This is a genomic window from Streptomyces geranii, assembly GCF_002954775.1.
Taxonomy (GTDB): domain Bacteria; phylum Actinomycetota; class Actinomycetes; order Streptomycetales; family Streptomycetaceae; genus Streptomyces; species Streptomyces geranii.
Genome location: NZ_PJME01000040.1, coordinates 34,319 through 50,610 on the forward strand (window position 1 = coordinate 34,319; position 16,292 = coordinate 50,610).

General features: G+C 69.8%; 12 protein-coding genes. 7 read left to right on the top strand and 5 right to left on the bottom strand.

Annotated features, from left to right (window positions below; translation table 11 throughout):
- The first annotated feature begins 36 nt into the window (after positions 1 to 36).
- Positions 37 to 936: a phosphatase PAP2 family protein gene (locus CW359_RS33545; protein ID WP_105973979.1), complete on the top strand. Its 900-nt coding sequence runs from the start codon at positions 37 to 39 to the stop codon at positions 934 to 936.
- A gap of 16 nt (positions 937 to 952) precedes the next feature.
- Here the strand turns inward: CW359_RS33545 and CW359_RS33550 are convergent, their stop codons facing one another.
- A complete protein-coding gene (locus CW359_RS33550) occupies positions 953 to 3,961 on the bottom strand; it encodes a bifunctional [glutamine synthetase] adenylyltransferase/[glutamine synthetase]-adenylyl-L-tyrosine phosphorylase (RefSeq protein ID WP_105973980.1) in 3,009 nt (1,002 codons plus the stop codon).
- 172 nt (positions 3,962 to 4,133) lie between these two features.
- Here CW359_RS33550 and CW359_RS33555 point away from each other — a divergent pair, with 172 nt between their 5' ends.
- On the top strand, positions 4,134 to 4,574 hold the full coding sequence (locus CW359_RS33555) for a VOC family protein (protein WP_105973981.1): 441 nt from the start codon (positions 4,134 to 4,136) through the stop codon (positions 4,572 to 4,574).
- 85 nt (positions 4,575 to 4,659) lie between these two features.
- On the opposite strand, the gene CW359_RS33560 is transcribed toward CW359_RS33555, so the two are convergent.
- Positions 4,660 to 6,021, bottom strand: a complete 1,362-nt coding sequence (locus tag CW359_RS33560) for a glutamine synthetase family protein (RefSeq protein ID WP_105974028.1) — start codon at positions 6,019 to 6,021, stop codon at positions 4,660 to 4,662.
- A 288-nt stretch (positions 6,022 to 6,309) separates the two neighbouring features.
- Here CW359_RS33560 and CW359_RS33565 point away from each other — a divergent pair, with 288 nt between their 5' ends.
- From CW359_RS33565 to CW359_RS33585, 5 genes are all read left to right on the top strand, one after another.
- On the top strand, positions 6,310 to 7,005 hold the full coding sequence (locus CW359_RS33565; RefSeq protein ID WP_105973982.1) for a DUF3105 domain-containing protein: 696 nt from the start codon (positions 6,310 to 6,312) through the stop codon (positions 7,003 to 7,005).
- Positions 7,005 to 7,625: a DUF305 domain-containing protein gene (locus CW359_RS33570; RefSeq protein ID WP_105973983.1), complete on the top strand. Its 621-nt coding sequence runs from the start codon at positions 7,005 to 7,007 to the stop codon at positions 7,623 to 7,625. The genes CW359_RS33565 and CW359_RS33570 overlap by 1 nt, the downstream gene beginning before the upstream one ends.
- A 167-nt stretch (positions 7,626 to 7,792) precedes the next feature.
- Positions 7,793 to 9,736: a S53 family peptidase gene (locus tag CW359_RS33575; protein ID WP_105973984.1), complete on the top strand. Its 1,944-nt coding sequence runs from the start codon at positions 7,793 to 7,795 to the stop codon at positions 9,734 to 9,736.
- Between the two features lie 96 nt (positions 9,737 to 9,832).
- Positions 9,833 to 11,587 carry an NAD+ synthase gene (locus tag CW359_RS33580; protein WP_105973985.1) on the top strand — a complete coding sequence of 585 codons (1,755 nt, stop codon included), beginning with the start codon at positions 9,833 to 9,835 and terminating at the stop codon, positions 11,585 to 11,587.
- Positions 11,588 to 11,620: 33 nt separating this feature from the next.
- The gene (locus CW359_RS33585; RefSeq protein ID WP_105973986.1) at positions 11,621 to 12,235 is read left to right on the top strand and encodes an SMI1/KNR4 family protein; all 615 of its coding nucleotides are present in this window, start codon (positions 11,621 to 11,623) and stop codon (positions 12,233 to 12,235) included.
- Between the two features lie 773 nt (positions 12,236 to 13,008).
- On the opposite strand, the gene CW359_RS33595 is transcribed toward CW359_RS33585, so the two are convergent.
- The 3 genes from CW359_RS33595 to CW359_RS33605 form a co-directional block, all read right to left on the bottom strand.
- Complete coding sequence (locus CW359_RS33595) at positions 13,009 to 14,253, bottom strand: MFS transporter (protein ID WP_105973987.1); 1,245 nt, start codon at positions 14,251 to 14,253, stop codon at positions 13,009 to 13,011.
- A 109-nt stretch (positions 14,254 to 14,362) separates the two neighbouring features.
- Positions 14,363 to 15,343: an endonuclease/exonuclease/phosphatase family protein gene (locus CW359_RS33600; protein ID WP_408647549.1), complete on the bottom strand. Its 981-nt coding sequence runs from the start codon at positions 15,341 to 15,343 to the stop codon at positions 14,363 to 14,365.
- Between the two features lie 298 nt (positions 15,344 to 15,641).
- Positions 15,642 to 16,280: a TetR/AcrR family transcriptional regulator gene (locus CW359_RS33605; protein ID WP_198655492.1), complete on the bottom strand. Its 639-nt coding sequence runs from the start codon at positions 16,278 to 16,280 to the stop codon at positions 15,642 to 15,644.
- Positions 16,281 to 16,292 lie beyond the last annotated feature (12 nt).

The following is a 16,292-nucleotide window of genomic DNA, read 5'->3' on the forward strand; positions in this document are numbered from 1 at the left end:
TCTGGGAGGGGGCCGAATCTGGCAGACTCTGTGTCCATGGGTGAGACGACCGTGACGACGAAGGAAGGCCGTGACATGGCCGCTCCGCACTCTGTCGCGGGCCAGGCGGACCCGGCGGACGCGCAGGACGAGGTGAACGGCCGTGCGGGCAACGCCTTCCTGCGCAGGCTGCGCGCTCCGCGCCGGCCACGACTGTGGTTCGAGATCCTGCTGATCGCGGTCAGTTACTGGACGTACTCACTGATCCGCAACGCCGTCCCGGAGCAGAAGGCCGAGGCGCTGCGCAACGCGGACTGGATCTGGAAGACCGAGCACACCCTGGGCATCGCCTTCGAGGAGTCGGTCAACCACGCGATCAACAAGGTGACTTGGCTGATCGTGGGCATGAACTACTACTACGCGACGCTGCACTTCGTCGTCACGCTCGGTGTTCTCGTGTGGCTGTACCGCAGTCACCCCGGCCGTTACGCGGCGACCCGGCTGACCCTCTTCGCCACCACGGTCGTCGCACTGGTCGGTTACTACCTGTATCCGCTGGCCCCGCCCCGGCTGATGAACGGCGGCGACTTCATCGACACGGTGATGGTCCACCACACCTGGGGTTCGATGGCCTCCGGCGACCTCAAGCACATGTCGAACCAGTACGCGGCGATGCCGTCGATGCACATCGGCTGGTCCACCTGGGCCGGTCTGACGATCTTCGCCCTGGCGACCGTGCCGTGGGTGCGCGTGCTCGGCCTGCTCTACCCGGTGGCGACCCTGCTGGTGATCGTCGCCACCGCCAACCACTTCTGGCTGGACGCGGTCGGCGGCCTCATGTGCCTGTCCTTCGGCTTCCTGGTGGCCCGCCTCTGGTACGGCAAACTCCCGTACCACCTCCCGAAACTGGTCCCGGTGCGCGGGCAGGGCGGCCCGCTGCTCCCGGTCAAGCCGTAGCCGACCTGCGTCTCTCTTACATGGACGCCGCTCCGTAGAACAGGGTGTCCACGACGCCCCGGGCCCGTCGGGTGGTCCTCCGGTACGCGTCGATCATGTCGCCGACATGCCCAGGCCCGTACCCCAGATACCGTCCCACGGCGCCCAGTTCGCGCCCGTCGGAGGGGAAGGTGTCGCCGGCCCGGCCGCGCACCAGCATCACGGCGTTGCGCACCCGGGTGGCCAGGACCCACGCCTCGTCGAGGATCGCCGCGTCCTCCCCGGAGATCAGCTCGGCGGCGCGGGCGGCGGCGAGGGCTTCGCGGGTACGGGTGGTGCGCAGCCCCGGTTCGGCCCAGCCGTGCTGGAGTTGCAGCAGCTGGACGGTCCACTCGACGTCCGAGAGACCACCGCGCCCGAGCTTGGTGTGCAGGGTCGGGTCGGCGCCGCGGGGCATCCGCTCCGACTCCATACGGGCCTTCAGGCGCCGGATCTCGCGTACGGCGTCGTCGCCGAGTCCTTCCGCCGGGTAGCGCAGGGGGTCGATCAGCTCGATGAAGCGGCGCCCCAACTCCTGATCGCCTGCGACGACTTCGGCGCGCAGCAGCGCCTGGGACTCCCAACCGAGGGACCAGCGCCGGTAGTAGGCCTCGTAGGACGTCAGGGTTCGCACGGTCGGCCCGGACTTGCCCTCGGGGCGCAGGTCGGCGTCGATCAGCAACGGCGGGTCGGAGCTGGGCACTTGGAGGAGCCGGCGCATCTCGGAGACGACGGTGTTGGCGGCCTTGGCGGCCTCGTGTTCGTCGACGCCCTCGCGGGGTTCGTGGACGAACAGGACGTCGGCGTCGGAGCCGTAGCCCAGTTCGTGCCCGCCGAAGCGGCCCATGCCGATCACCGTGAACCGGGTGGGCAGGGTGTCGCCCCAGCCGTCCCGGACGACCGCGCGCAGGGTTCCGGCGATGGTGGCCGCGGTGATGTCGGAGAGCGCGCCGCCGACCCGGTCCACGAGGGCGCCCTGGTCGGCCTCGGCGGGCGACTGCTCGGTGCCGTAGGAGCCGACGATGTCGACGGCGGCCGTACGGAAGAGTTCGCGGCGGCGGACACCGCGCGCGGCGTACACGCCCTGTTCGCCGGTGTCGGCGCGGCCCACGGCGGCCAGTATCTCCTGCTCCAGGTGGGCGCGTTCGCGGGGCTCCAGCTGGCCTCCGCCGTCGCCGTCGCCGAGCAGGGCGACGGCCTCGGGGGCGCGCATGAGCAGGTCGGGGGCGAGGCGTCCGGCGGACAGGACGCGGGCGAGGTTCTCGGCGGCGGCGCCCTCGTCCCGCAACAGCCGTAGATACCAGGGGGTTCGGCCGAGGGCGTCGGACACCTTGCGGAAGTTGAGGAGTCCGGCGTCCGGGTCTGCGGAGTCGGCGAACCAGCCCAACAGGACGGGCAGCAGGGTGCGTTGGATGGCCGCCTTGCGGCTGACCCCGCTGGCGAGGGCCTCGATGTGCCTGAGCGCGGCGGCCGGATCGGCGTACCCGAGGGCGACGAGCCGCTCCCGGGCCGCACCGGTACTCAACCGGCTCTCACCGGGGGCGAGTTGGGCGACGGCGTCGAGCAGCGGCCGGTAGAAGAGCTTCTCGTGCAGCCGCCGTACGACGGAGGCGTGCCGCTTCCACTCGCGGTTCAGCTCGGCGACAGGGTCGGTACGCAGCCCCAGCGAGCGCCCGATGCGCCGCAGATCGGCCTCGTCCTCGGGGACGAGGTGGGTGCGGCGGAGCCGGAACAGCTGGATCCGGTGCTCCATGGACCGCAGGAAGCGGTAGGCGTCGTCGAGCTGGACGGCGTCGGCACGTCCGACGTACCCACCGGCGGCGAGGGCGCTGAGCGCGTCGAGGGTGGTACCGCTGCGCAGGGAGGTGTCGGCCCGCCCGTGCACCAACTGAAGCAGCTGCACGGCGAATTCGACGTCGCGCAGACCACCGGGCCCGAGCTTCAGCTCGCGCTCGACCTCGGCGATGGGAATGTTCTCGACGACCCGGCGGCGCATCTTCTGCACGTCGACGACGAAGTTCTCGCGCTCGGCGGCGTGCCAGACGAGGGGGGCGAGCGCGGCGACGTACTCCTCCCCCAGCTCGACGTCACCGGCGACGGGCCGGGCCTTCAACAGGGCCTGGAACTCCCAGGTCTTGGCCCAGCGCTGGTAGTAGGCGAGATGGCTGCTGAGGGTGCGCACGAGCGGCCCGTTGCGCCCCTCGGGCCGGAGGTTGGCGTCGACGGGCCAGATGCTGCCCTCGACGGTGGTCTCGGAGCAGATCCGCATGAGGTGCGAGGCGAGCCGGGTGGCGGCGCGAAGGGCCTTGCCCTCATCGGCCCCGTCAACGGCCTCCCCCACGAAAATGACGTCGACATCGGAGACGTAATTCAGCTCGTGGCCACCGCACTTGCCCATGGCGATGACGGCGAGCCGGCAGATCGAGGCGTCCTCGGGGGCGGCGGTACGGGCGATGGCGAGGGCGGCGCGGAGGGTGGCGGTGGCGAGGTCGGCGAGTTCGGCGGCGGTCTCGGCGAGGTCGGTCGTGCCGCACACGTCGCGGGCGGCGATGGAGAGGAGGCAGCGCCGGTAGGCGACGCGCAGGGAAACGGGGTCATCGGCCTCGGCAAGCCCGCGCTCGAACTCCTCGACGCCGGGATGAAGATCCCGGGGCTCGTACATCACGAAGGCGTGCCAGTCGCGAGGATGCCGGATGAGGTGGTCCCCGAGGGCGGCGGAGGCGCCGAGCACGCCGAGGAGCCGGTCGCGCAGCGGCTTGGACGCGATGACCGTGTCCAGCAGCTCGTGCCGGGCGGTACGCCCGTCCTGCGCCTCGACGAGCCGGACGAGCCCGAGCAGCGCGAGATCGGGGTCGGCGGTGGCGCCGAGGGCGTCGAGCAGCACGGGGTCGTCGCGCAGGGAGGCCAGCTCGGCACTGTCGAGCAGCCGCTCGGCACCGGAGGGATCGGTGAAACCGTGCCGCAACAGCCGAGTGAAGGTACTGCTCCTACGCCCCGGCGCCATCATCCTGGGCCTCCCGTCGGATCCAGTTCCATCGGATCAAGGTCGTACGGCCATGAGCCTAACCGGAGAGCAAACGGGAAGCGCCGGTCGGACATTCGCCGAGAGGTGGCGCCCCGCACGGTTTTCGGCTTCGGTAAGGGGGAGCCGTTCAGCCAGTTGTCTGGAGGACCTTGCCATGCAGTACACACTCGAAGTCATCCCGCTGCCCGTGAGCGACATCGACCGGGCCCGGGACTTCTACCGCGACAAGGCCGGTTTCCACGTCGACATCGACCAGGAGGTCATGCCGGGAATGCGCATCGTCCAGCTCACGCCACCCGGCTCGGGCTGTTCGATCGCCCTGGGCGACACCATCTGGGACACGATGGCCGGCCCGACCCCGGCCCCGGGCTCCTACCAGGGCCTCCAGCTGTGCGTGGCCGACATCAAGGCGGCTCACGCGGAGCTGGTGGAGCGCGGCCTGGAGGTGTCGGAACCGATGCAGTACTCGCCGGACGACGGCGCGACCTTCATGTACTTCAAGGACCCGGACGGCAACGGCTGGGCGATCCAGGAGTACCGCGTACGGGGCCAGAAGCCCCTGCACGCGCTGCTGACGGAGCAGGCGGGCAGTTAGCCCTTAGGGGCGCGGGGAACCGCGCGAGAACCCGCCACCGGCCGCAACTGAGGATCGCGGCCGGTGCACCCCCTTCAAGCGGCCCTCAAAGAACTGGCAGGTTCTTCCGCAGCTCGAACGCGGTCACCTCGGACCGGTACTCCTCCCACTCCTGCTTCTTGTTGCGCAGGAAGAAGTCGAACACGTGCTCGCCGAGCGTCTCGGCGACCAGTTCGCTGCGCTCCATCAGCGTGAGCGCCTCGCCCAGGTTCTGCGGGAGGGGCTCGATGCCCATCGCGCGGCGTTCCGCGTCCGAGAGGGCCCATACGTCGTCGTCGGCGCCCGGGGGGAGTTCGTAGCCCTCCTCGATGCCCTTGAGGCCGGCGGCCAGCAGGACGGCGTACGCCAGGTACGGGTTCGCGCCCGAGTCCAGGGAACGGACCTCCACGCGCGCGGAGCCGGTCTTGCCGGGCTTGTACATCGGGACGCGGACCAGGGCCGAGCGGTTGTTGTGGCCCCAGCAGATGTACGAGGGGGCCTCGCCGCCGGCGCCCGCCGTGCGCTCCGAGCCGCCCCAGATGCGCTTGTACGAGTTGACCCACTGGTTGGTGATCGCGGCGATCTCCGCCGAGTGCTTCAGCAGGCCCGCGATGAACGAGCGGCCCACCTTCGACAGCTGGTACTCCGAGCCCGACTCGTAGAACGCGTTCCTGTCGCCCTCGAAGAGGGAGAGGTGCGTGTGCATGCCGCTGCCGGGGTGCTCGCTGAACGGCTTCGGCATGAACGTCGCGTTCACGCCCTGCTCCAGCGCCACCTGCTTCATGACCAGGCGGAACGTCATGATGTTGTCCGCCGTCGACAGAGCGTCCGCGTACCGCAGGTCGATCTCCTGCTGGCCGGGGGCGCCCTCGTGGTGGGAGAACTCGACCGAGATGCCCATCGACTCCAGCATCGTGATGGCCTGGCGGCGGAAGTCCTGGCCGACGTGGGTCGGGGTGTGGTCGAAGTAGCCGGAGTTGTCGGCCGGGGTCGGGCGGGTGCCGTCCAGCGGCTTGTCCTTCAGGAGGAAGAACTCGATCTCCGGGTGGGTGTAGAAGGTGAAGCCCAGGTCGGAGCCACGGGTCAGGGCGCGCTTGAGGACGTAGCGCGGGTCCGCGAAGGACGGGGAGCCGTCCGGCATGAGGATGTCGCAGAACATCCGGGCCGTACCGGGGGCCTCCGCGCGCCACGGGAGGATCTGGAAGGTGGACGGGTCCGGCTTGGCGATCATGTCGGATTCGTATACGCGAGCGAATCCCTCGATCGCGGAGCCGTCGAAACCGATGCCCTCGTCGAATGCCTGCTCCAGCTCGGCCGGGGCCACGGCCACGGACTTGAGGAAGCCCAGCACGTCCGTGAACCACAGCCGGACGAACCGGATGTCACGCTCCTCCAGTGTCCGGAGCACGAACTCCTGCTGCTTGTCCATCTTCCGCTTCCCCATCCTTGCTGGTCAGGCCGCCTGTCTCCCGCACCACGGAAGGCGGTCGGGCACCTGAGCATCCCACCACAACAGCATTTCATGCGCGTTGCGCACCATGATCGGCCGGCCGACCTCGGAGTGAACGCCTCACGTACGGCGGGTGGACCGCTCTGCCCCTCATCTTGCCTGTTCGCACCGACATTCGTAATGGCTGACCCGGACCGCGACTGCGGCGGGCCGCCACGGATTACGATCAGGGGACCGACCGCCCCTTTCCCCAGAAGGACCGATCCCATGGCTTCCGCCAAGAAGAGCGCCAAAAACAGTGGCGCCAATGACAGCGGCAGTGCGGCGCGCAAGGCGCGCATAGAGGAGATGCGGCGCGCCGAGCGCTCCCGCGAGCGCCGCAACCGCGTCCTCACGATCGGCGTGAGCGTCGTCATAGTGGCCGGCCTCGTCGTCGGCGCGACGGTCCTCGTGCGGTCGCAGTCCGACGACGACAGCAGCACCGCCGCGAGCGACTCCAAGGGCGCGGGCAAGTTCGTCACCGGCGCGGACGGGGTGAAGACCTGGGACAAGAAGCTCACCCAGAACCACGTCACCAAGACCGTGGACTACCCGATGGAGCCCCCGGTCGGCGGTGACCACAACCAGGTCTGGATGAACTGCAACGGCGACGTCTACACCAAGGCGATCAACAACATGAACGCCGTTCACTCACTGGAACACGGCGCCGTGTGGGTGACCTACAACAGCAAGGCGTCGAAGACCGACATCGACGCGCTCGCGGCCAAGGTGAAGAAGACGCCGTACACGCTGATGAGCCCGGACGACAAGCAGGCGGACCCGATCATGCTCTCCGCCTGGGGCAAGCAGCGCACGGTGACCAGCGCCACCGACCCGAACGTGGAGAAGTTCTTCCAGGAGTTCGTCCAGGGCGACCAGACCCCCGAGCCGGGCGCCGCCTGCACGAACGGGCTGTCCCAGTGATGCGCGCCCCCTGGATCGCCGGTGCCGCCGTGACGGCGCTCGTCGCGGCCGGCGCGATCACGTACGCGGTCGCCGACGGCGACGACTCCGGGATGACGGCGCCCTCGGCCGAGTCGGCGGACGCCGGGTTCGCCCGGGACATGGCCGTCCATCACCAGCAGGCCGTCGAGATGTCGTACATCGTGCGCGACCGGACGGACAACGAGGAGATCAGGCGGCTCGCGTACGACATCTCGCAGACGCAGGCCAACCAGCGCGGCATGCTGCTGGGCTGGCTCGACCTGTGGGAGCTGCCGAAGGTGTCCTCGGACGCGCCGATGTCCTGGATGGACATGGCGGGCATGGCCAGCGGCAAGGACGGCGCGCTGATGCCGGGCATGGCTACCAACACCGACCTGACGAAGCTGGGCAAGCTCAGCGGCAAGCAGGCCGAGGTCTTCTACCTCCAGCTGATGACCGAGCACCACCAGGGCGGGGTCCACATGGCCCAGGGGTGTGTGGAGCGGTGCGAGGTGGGGGTGGAGAAGCGGCTCGCGGAGGGCATGGTCAACGCGCAGGAGTCGGAGATCTCCCTGATGGCGGGGATGTTGAAGGAGCGCGGCGCCAAGGCCCTTTCGTAGAAACCGGGTTCAGCGGGACGTTTGGGGCGTACGGCTCAAATCGCTTGCGTATACGGTTCCTTGGGTGCTTCTTGGCCCAGCCATGCCCGCCTGATTCCCCTGGCATGAACGGTTCATCGCGAGAGTCGGACGATCACCCGCGTTGAACCGCATCAGGGGGTTCCTCAATGAGATCCAATCGCGCCATCACGCGCGCCGGTGTGAGCCTGGCAGCGACCCTGCCGCTCCTCGCCGGCGCACTGGCGCTCGGTATACCCGCGGCCCATGCCGCGGACGCCCCGGGCCGGGACACGCTCGCCGGCACCAGGCCCGCGTGGGCCACCGCGAAGGCCGACAAGGGAGCCACGTCCGACGGCTCCAAGGTCTCCGCCCGGGTCTACTTCGCCGGCCGGGACGCCAACGGCCTGGCCGCGTACGCGAAGGCCGTCTCCGACCCGACGTCCGCCGCGTACGGCAAGTACCTCACCGCCGCGCAGGTCCAGCAGCGCTTCGGGGCCTCCCCGGCCCAGGTCGCCGCGGTCAAGGCGTGGCTGACGTCGGCGGGCCTCAAGGTCACCGGCGTGACGGCGCACTACGTCACGGTGACCGGTGACGTGGCCGCCGCCGAGAAGGCCTTCGGCACGCAGCTGCACAACTACGCCAAGGGCAGGAAGACGTACCGGGCCCCGGCGAAGACGGCGTCCGCGCCGGAGAGCCTGAACGGTGCCGTCCTGACCGTCACGGGTCTGGACAACGCCCCGCACACGGCGACCCACGACGACACGCTGCCCGCGCCGGAGACCGTGTTCCGCAACTCCGGGCCGTTCTCCTCGTACTACGGCTCGAACACCGCCACCACGCTGCCGACGGCGTACGGCCAGCAGATCCCGTACGCCGTACAGGGCTACACGGGCAAGCAGCTGCGGGCCGCGTACGGCGCGGGCAGCCGCACCGGCAAGAAGGTGCGCGTCGCCATCACCGACGCCTACGCCTCGCCGTACATCGCCGCCGACGCCGCCACCTACGCGGCCAAGCACGGCGACGCCGCCTACCGCAGCGGCCAGCTCAAGCAGGTCCTGCCCGCGGACTACACGAACACCGAGGCCTGCTCCGCCGCCGGCTGGTACGGCGAGGAGACCCTCGACGTCGAGGCCGTGCACGCGGTCGCGCCGGCCGCCGACATCACGTACGTCGGCTCGGCGTCCTGCACCGACGACGACCTGCTGGACTCCCTCGGCAAGATCGTCGACAAGCACCTCGCCGACATCGTCTCCAACTCCTGGGGCGACATCGAGGCCAACCAGACCCCGGACCTGGCCGCCGCGTACGACCAGGTGTTCAAGCTGGGCGCGGTCGAGGGCATCGGCTTCTACTTCTCCTCCGGCGACAACGGCGACGAGGTCGTCAACACCGGTACGAAGCAGGTCGACACCCCCGCCAACTCGGCCTGGGTGACGGCGGTCGGCGGTACGTCGCTGGCGGTCGGCAAGGGTGACGCGTACCAGTGGGAGACCGGCTGGGGCACCGAGAAGGCCACGCTGTCGGCCGACGGCAAGAGCTGGACGAACTTCCCGGGCGCCTTCACCTCGGGCGCGGGCGGCGGCACCAGCGCGACGGTCGCGGAGCCCTTCTACCAGAAGGGCGTCGTCCCGAACTCGCTGGCCAAGGCCAACAGCGAGAAGGGCAACCGGGTCGTCCCGGACATCGCGGCCATCGCGGACCCGAACACCGGTTTCCTGGTCGGCCAGACCCAGACCCTGCCGGAGGGCGGCACCGCGTACAGCGAGTACCGCATCGGCGGTACGTCCCTGGCGGCGCCGGTGATCGCGGCCGTACAGGCCCTCGCGCAGGAGGCCCGCGGCGGCAAGCCGATCGGCTTCGCCAACCCGGCGATCTACGCGAGGTACGCCGCCCGTACGGGGCTCTACCACGACGTGACCGACAACCCCACGAAGCACGGGCTCGCCGTGGCACGCCTGGACTTCCTCAACGGGTACGACGCCACCGACGGGATCGCGACCTCGGTCCGCACCCTGGGCGCGGACAGCTCGCTGAAGGCCGTACGCGGCTATGACGACGTGACCGGCGTGGGTACGCCCGCGAAGGGTTACGTGGAGTCGTACCGCCGCTGAGGCGACGCTCGCAGGACTGGGGTGGCGGAGGAACGTGGGGCGACCCACACCCCTCCGCCACCCCATCGCGTCGCATTGACGATTACACTTGGCGGCGTGCCTCAACTACGCCTCGCCCTGAACCAGATCGACTCGCGCGTCGGCGACATCGCCCAGAACGCGGAATCGATCCTCCGCTGGACCCGGCACTCCGCCGAGCAGGGAGCGCATCTCGTGGCGTTCCCGGAGATGGCGCTGACCGGGTACCCCGTCGAGGACCTCGCCCTGCGCTCCTCCTTCGTGGAGGCGTCCCGCGCGGCCCTGCGCTCGCTCGCCGCGCGCCTGGCCGAGGAGGGCCTCGGCGAGCTGCCGGTGGTGGTCGGCTACCTCGACCGCTCCGAGACCGACCTGCCGAAGTTCGGCCGCCCTGCGGGCTCCCCGCGCAACGCGGGCGCGGTCCTGCACCGGGGCGAGGTGGTCCTCACCTACGCCAAGCACCACCTCCCCAACTACGGCGTGTTCGACGAGTTCCGCTACTTCGTGCCGGGCGACACCATGCCCGTACTGCGGGTGCGCGGTGTGGACGTGGCCCTGGCGATCTGCGAGGACCTCTGGCAGGAGGGCGGCCGGGTCCCGGCGGCGCGCTCCGCGAAGGCGGGCCTGCTGCTGTCGATCAACGCGTCCCCGTTCGAGCGCGACAAGGACGACACGCGTCTGGAGCTGGTCCGCAAGCGCGCCCAGGAGGCGGGCTGCACGACGGCCTACCTGGCGATGGTGGGCGGCCAGGACGAGCTGGTCTTCGACGGCGACTCGATCGTGGTGGACGGGCACGGCGAGGTGATCGCGCGGGCGCCCCAGTTCGAGGAGGGCTGCGTGGTCCTGGACCTGGACCTGCCGGCGGCGCTGCCGGACGCGCCGACGGGCGTCGTGGACGACGGCCTGCGCATCGACCGGGTGGTGCTGTCGGAGGAGCCGGTGGAGCGGTACGAGGCCGAGCTGACGGGCTCGTACGCCGAACGCCTGGACGACACCGAGGAGATGTACTCGGCGCTGGTGGTCGGCCTGCGGGCGTACGTGAAGAAGAACGGCTTCGGCTCGGTCCTGATCGGCCTCTCGGGCGGCATCGACTCCGCCCTGGTCGCCGCGCTGGCGTGCGACGCGGTGGGCGCGGAGAACGTGTACGGCGTGGCGATGCCGTCGAAGTACTCCTCCGACCACTCGATCGGCGACGCGGCGGACCTGGCGAAGCGGACGGGCCTGAACTTCCGTACGGTGTCGATCGCCCCGATGTTCGACGCGTACATGGACTCCCTGGGCCTGACGGGCCTGGCGGAGGAGAACCTCCAGTCGCGGTTGCGCGGCACGATGCTGATGGCGATCTCGAACCAGGAGGGCCACATCGTGCTGGCCCCCGGCAACAAGAGCGAGTTGGCGGTGGGTTACTCGACGCTGTACGGCGACTCGGTGGGCGCGTACGGCCCGATCAAGGACGTGTACAAGACGTCGATCTTCCGGCTGGCGGAGTGGCGGAATCGGGCGGCTGTCGAACGTGCTCAGACTCCGCCGATTCCGGAGAACTCGATCACTAAGCCGCCGAGCGCGGAATTGCGCCCGGGCCAGGTGGACACGGACTCCTTGCCCGACTATCCGGTGCTGGACGCGATTCTTGAGCTGTACGTGGACCGGGACTCGGGGGCCGATGCGATCGTCGCGGCCGGGTACGACGCGGAGTTGGTGACCCGGGTGCTGCGGATGGTGGACACGGCCGAGTACAAGCGGCGGCAGTATCCGCCGGGGACGAAGATCTCGGCCAAGGGATTCGGGAAGGACCGGCGGCTGCCTATTACCAATGGGTGGCGGGAGTCGGTGTAAAGGGCGACGGCGGAACGGAAAGGACGTGCCGATATGCCGCAGGGCGACGAGGTGGCCTCGGCGTGGGAGCGAATCGTCGGCTGGCTCCGGAGTCATGCTCCGGCCAGTGCGGAGGCGCTTCGTCCAGGGGCCTCGGACGAGGAGATCGCGCGGCTGAAAGAGAATCTGGGATTCGAAATCCCGGACGTTCTCGAAACCTGGCTCCGCATGAGCAACGGGAGTACCGCGAAGGATTCCACGAAGCCCGTTCCCGGCGGTGGGATCTCCCTCCTGCCGCACCCTGATTCGGTCGTGTTCCCCGGCGGTATGAGATTCCTCGGCTGCGGGGAGATGGCCGGTCAGCGCGCGGAGTATCTGCACATCGCCCAGGACATCGGGGACGACGAGTACTGGCAGTCGCCCTGGATCCCGGTCATGGAGAAGAGCGACGGGCCCTACGGAGTCATTCTGGACGCGCGGAACCCCGCCGGCCCGCCGCCTCTGCTGACGTTCGCCGAAGGCGACTTCCCGAGCTTCTTCCTGCCCTCACTCGGTGACTATCTCCGGCCGCTCGCCGAGCTGCTGGAGACCGGTTCGGCGCCCGGCTCCGTCATGGAGCACGAGCGCTTCACCGTCACCGAGGGAAGGCTGCGCTGGACGAGGACTTGAACCAGGCGGATTCGTCGGCCACTTCAAGTGCTGTGACCTTGTGATGATGGCTATGTCCACTCTCGTGCTAGTGCTTCCAGGAACCCGGCCGTGCAAGCCGGGGGCAGGGCGCTGTCGCGCATGGCGTCGTAGCGGCGGACGTTCCTCTGCACTTCCCGCCGCTCGTCGGAGACACTGATCGTGTTCCACATGTCGACACTGCCATCACGGCAGTGGTCGGTAGGTCCCCGAGCTGGGCGGCTGCCATTGATGAGTCCCATCGGAACCGGTACAAGTGACGAGTGACAGAACCTCTCGCTCATCGCCCGGATGGCCGCGTCGCGTCGAAGCCGGGACGGTGGACCCAGCAGTCAGCGGGCGCGGTGTTCGCTGCCGTCGCAGCGTTCCTCCTCACTCGCGACGTCACGTTCGGGTACTTCAGGCAGACGCTGCCCGACCATGCCTACACCGCTACGGTCCTCGCGGGACTCGCTGTGTCGGCTGTCGCCTACGGCCTTGCCGTGTTGTGGCTCAGGCGATTGCCCTAGCAGGACTCACGGCACGCTCAGCGTTGCTGCACGGGCGTCATCCACTGGGCGACTCGGTCACCTTCACAGGGCACGCCACCGGCAATCGCGACCGGCAGCAACGTCACCCTCCAGTTGTAGGACGGCGCCAAGTGGGTGTCGCTCATGACATCGCGCACGACAGGGGATCAGTGACCACGACTGCCCCACCCCGTTGGAGCCGGGGTGGGGCGGTCGCCGTGAATCCCAGGGGTTCGTGAACCTCCCTCAGTTGTGCGCGTGCTCCGGACGCGAAGGCACATGCGACGCCACCAGCCGCTCCCGGCCAGCCGACGTCGACCGAGTCGCTCCGCGCCTGTCCACCACGTACGCCACTGTCGCGACACCCAGGCCCAGGAGGGCCAGCCCCGCCCCCACCAGCGCCGGTGACGTCACGCCGAAGCCCGCCGCCAGGGCCAGGCCGCCGACCCACGCACCCCCCGCGTTCGCCAGGTTGAACGCCGCCTGGTTCGCCGAGGAGGCCAGCGACGGGGCCGATGAGGCCCGTTCCATCACCATCAGGTTGAGCGGTGAGCCCGTCACGAACGCCGCCGCGCCCAGCAGGGTGACCGCCAGGGCCGCGCTCCACGTCGTGCTCATCAGGAGCGGGAACGCCGCCAGTACCGCGATCAGGGACAGCAGGCCGCCGAAGAGCGTGCGGCGCATCGCGTGGTCCGCCAGGCGTCCGCCCAGCAGGTTGCCTATCGTCGCGCCCACGCCGAACAGGGCCAGGAGCAGGGTCACGCTGGAGTCCTTGTAGCCCGCCGCGTCCGTCAGCATCGGGGTGATGTAGCTGTACGCCGAGAACAGCGCGCCGAAGCCCGCCACCGTCGTGCCCAGGGCCAGCCACACCGGGAGCGATCGCAGCGCCGCCAGTTCGCCTCGCAGGCCCGCCACCGGGGTCTCCACCCGGGTCTGCGGGATCAGCAGCGTCAGGGCCGCTATCGCCGCCACGCCGATCACGCTCACGCCGAGGAAGGTCGCCCGCCAGCCCAGCTGCTGGCCCATCGCCGTCGCCACGGGGACGCCGACCACGTTCGCGACCGTCAGGCCCAGGAACATCAGGGAGACCGAGCGGGCCTTGCGCTCGGGGGCGACCATCGTCGTGGCCACCACCGCGCCCACGCCGAAGAACGCGCCGTGCGGCAGCCCGCTCAGGAAGCGGGCGGCCAGCAGGGTGTCGTAGGTGGGCGCGAACGCCGACAACGCGTTGCCCGCCACGAACAACACCATCAGGCCGATCAGGAGCTTGCGGCGGGACATCCGGGCCGTCACCGCCGCGAGCAGCGGGGCGCCGATCACCACGCCCAGCGCGTACGCCGAGACCAGGTGTCCGGCGGACGGGATCGAGACGCCCAGGTCGTCGGCGACTTCGGGCAGCAGGCCCATCATCACGAACTCGGTCGTTCCGATACCGAACGCGCCTACGGCGAGAGCCAGCAGGGCCAGGGTCGGCGTGCGCCGGGACAGCATAGGAAAAACGGCCTTTCGAAAGGGTGCGGCGGGTCTGCGTCCGTACAGTTTATGTTCAAGTACGGAACAAAGGCTGCCACGCCCAGTATTCCCCCGGGGTGCCGACTGGTTACGAGCCCGTTGCCGACGACGGAATCTTCACCCTCGCCGCGATCGGCAGATGGTCGCTCGCCGTGCGCGGCAGTGACCAGGAGCTGACCGGTTCCACGCCCTGCACCATGATCTGGTCGATCCGGGCCAGCGGGAACGACGCAGGCCAGCTGAAGCCGAAGCCGCTGCCCGACGCGCCCTGCGTGGAGCGCATCTGCGCCGTGACGGCGTTCAGCGCGCGGTCGTTCATCGTGCCGTTGAGGTCGCCGAGCAGGATCTTGCGGGTCAGCTTCTCGTCGGAGAGCGCCTCGCCGAGGGCGTTCGCGCTGCGGTCGCGCTGGCGGGCCGTGAAGCCGGCCTCCAGCTTCACGCGCACCGACGGGAGGTGGGCGACGTACACCGCGACCGGGCCCTCCGGCGTCGCCACGGTGGCGCGCATCGCACGCGTCCAGCCCAGCTTGATGTCGACCGGGCGGGCGGCGCTGAGCGGGTACTTGCTCCACAGGCCGACCGTGCCCTGCACCGAGTGGTACTTGTACGTCGGCGCGAGTGCCTTCTCGTACGTCGGGACCGCCGTCTCCGTCAGCTCCTCCAGGGCGACGACGTCGGCGCCGGAGCCCGCCACCTCGCGGGCCGTGCCGGACGGGTCCGGGTTCTCCGCGTTGACGTTGTGGGTGGCCACCGTCAGGTTGCCGCCGGTGCCGGCGTTGCTGCCGAGGAGCCCGCCGAAGAGGTTGAACCAGACCGCCGTCGGCACCAGCACCGCGATCAGCGCGGTCGCCGAGCGCCGGATCAGCCCGACGATCAGCAGCAGCGGTACGACGACGATGCCGAACCACGGCAGGAACGTCTCGGAGAGGCTGCCCAGGTTGCCGATCCGGTTGGGGATCTGCGCGTGCAGCACCATCACGAGGGCGAGCAGCAGGGCCAGTGCCGCCGTGACGATGCCCCGGCGCCAGATTCTCGGATCGCCCCGCCAGCCGTCCGTCAGACGGCTCATCAGGCGCCGAAGCCGGGATCCCTGACGCTCGGGTCCCGAGCCTCCGTCGTCCGTCTCCGTCATGTACGCCTGCTGGGCCATACCGTCGCCTCACAACCTGCCGTGCATCCCGTCCGTCCCCGCGTCTAAGACCCTAGGGGATGATCGGATCCGTTCTCGCCGTCCCATGACGGCCGTACGGGGACGATGACGAACAAGTCGGCACGGCCAGTTCCGGTTGCCGGTGGTGTGGGCGCCCTCTGTGACGAAACACGCACAGTCGAGCGCCGGCCGCCCCGACAGACGTACGAATTACCGCTTACGGGGCAGTCGGCCGCAGACCTTCCAGCACCGTGTCGACGATCTCCTCGGCCAGACCCTCCGGCAGCTCCGCGTCCGGGCGCAGTACGGCGCGCAGCAGCATGGGGCCGACGAAGAGGTCGTTCAGCAGGGCGAGGTCGGCGTCCGCGCGCAGTTCGCCGTCGCGCTGGCCGCGGCGCAGGACCTCGTCGCCGAGCAGTCGGCGCGGTTCGACGACGGTGGCGTGGTACGCCGCCCAGAGCTTGGGGCTGCTCTTCATCTGGGCGTGCACGTTGTGCAGGAACGCCGAGGTCCGGTTGGCGAGTCCGCGCCGGCGCATCGCCTCCAGCAGGACGACCAGGTCGTCGCGCATCGAGGTGCCGGGCAGCTCGGGGTCGGCCGGCTCCATGGCCCGCATGACGTCGACGAACAGCTCCTCCTTGCCCGGCCAGCGACGGTAGATGGTGGCCTTGCCGACCCCGGCGGTACGGGCCACCCGCTCGATGGAGATGTCCGCGAGCGGCACGCCCTCCTCCAGGAGCTGCAGCACGCCCTCGATGATGGAGCGCTCCACGGCCTCGCTCCGGGGGCGGCCACGGGTGGCTCCGGCGGTGGTGCCGGGGGTGGCTCGGCGTGCCAGGCCGTCCGCGAGGTTCACGCGACCGTTCCT

Coding starts and splice junctions, on each gene's coding strand:
- CW359_RS33565 (WP_105973982.1), top strand. CDS start 6,310: ATGGCTTCCGCCAAGAAGAGCGCCAAAAACAGTGGCGCCAATGACAGC.
- CW359_RS33570 (WP_105973983.1), top strand. CDS start 7,005: ATGCGCGCCCCCTGGATCGCCGGTGCCGCCGTGACGGCGCTCGTCGCG.
- CW359_RS33575 (WP_105973984.1), top strand. CDS start 7,793: ATGAGATCCAATCGCGCCATCACGCGCGCCGGTGTGAGCCTGGCAGCG.
- CW359_RS33560 (WP_105974028.1), bottom strand. CDS start 6,021: ATGGACAAGCAGCAGGAGTTCGTGCTCCGGACACTGGAGGAGCGTGAC.
- CW359_RS33600 (WP_408647549.1), bottom strand. CDS start 15,343: ATGAGCCGTCTGACGGACGGCTGGCGGGGCGATCCGAGAATCTGGCGC.
- CW359_RS33595 (WP_105973987.1), bottom strand. CDS start 14,253: ATGCTGTCCCGGCGCACGCCGACCCTGGCCCTGCTGGCTCTCGCCGTA.
- CW359_RS33545 (WP_105973979.1), top strand. CDS start 37: ATGGGTGAGACGACCGTGACGACGAAGGAAGGCCGTGACATGGCCGCT.
- CW359_RS33550 (WP_105973980.1), bottom strand. CDS start 3,961: ATGATGGCGCCGGGGCGTAGGAGCAGTACCTTCACTCGGCTGTTGCGG.
- CW359_RS33585 (WP_105973986.1), top strand. CDS start 11,621: ATGCCGCAGGGCGACGAGGTGGCCTCGGCGTGGGAGCGAATCGTCGGC.
- CW359_RS33555 (WP_105973981.1), top strand. CDS start 4,134: ATGCAGTACACACTCGAAGTCATCCCGCTGCCCGTGAGCGACATCGAC.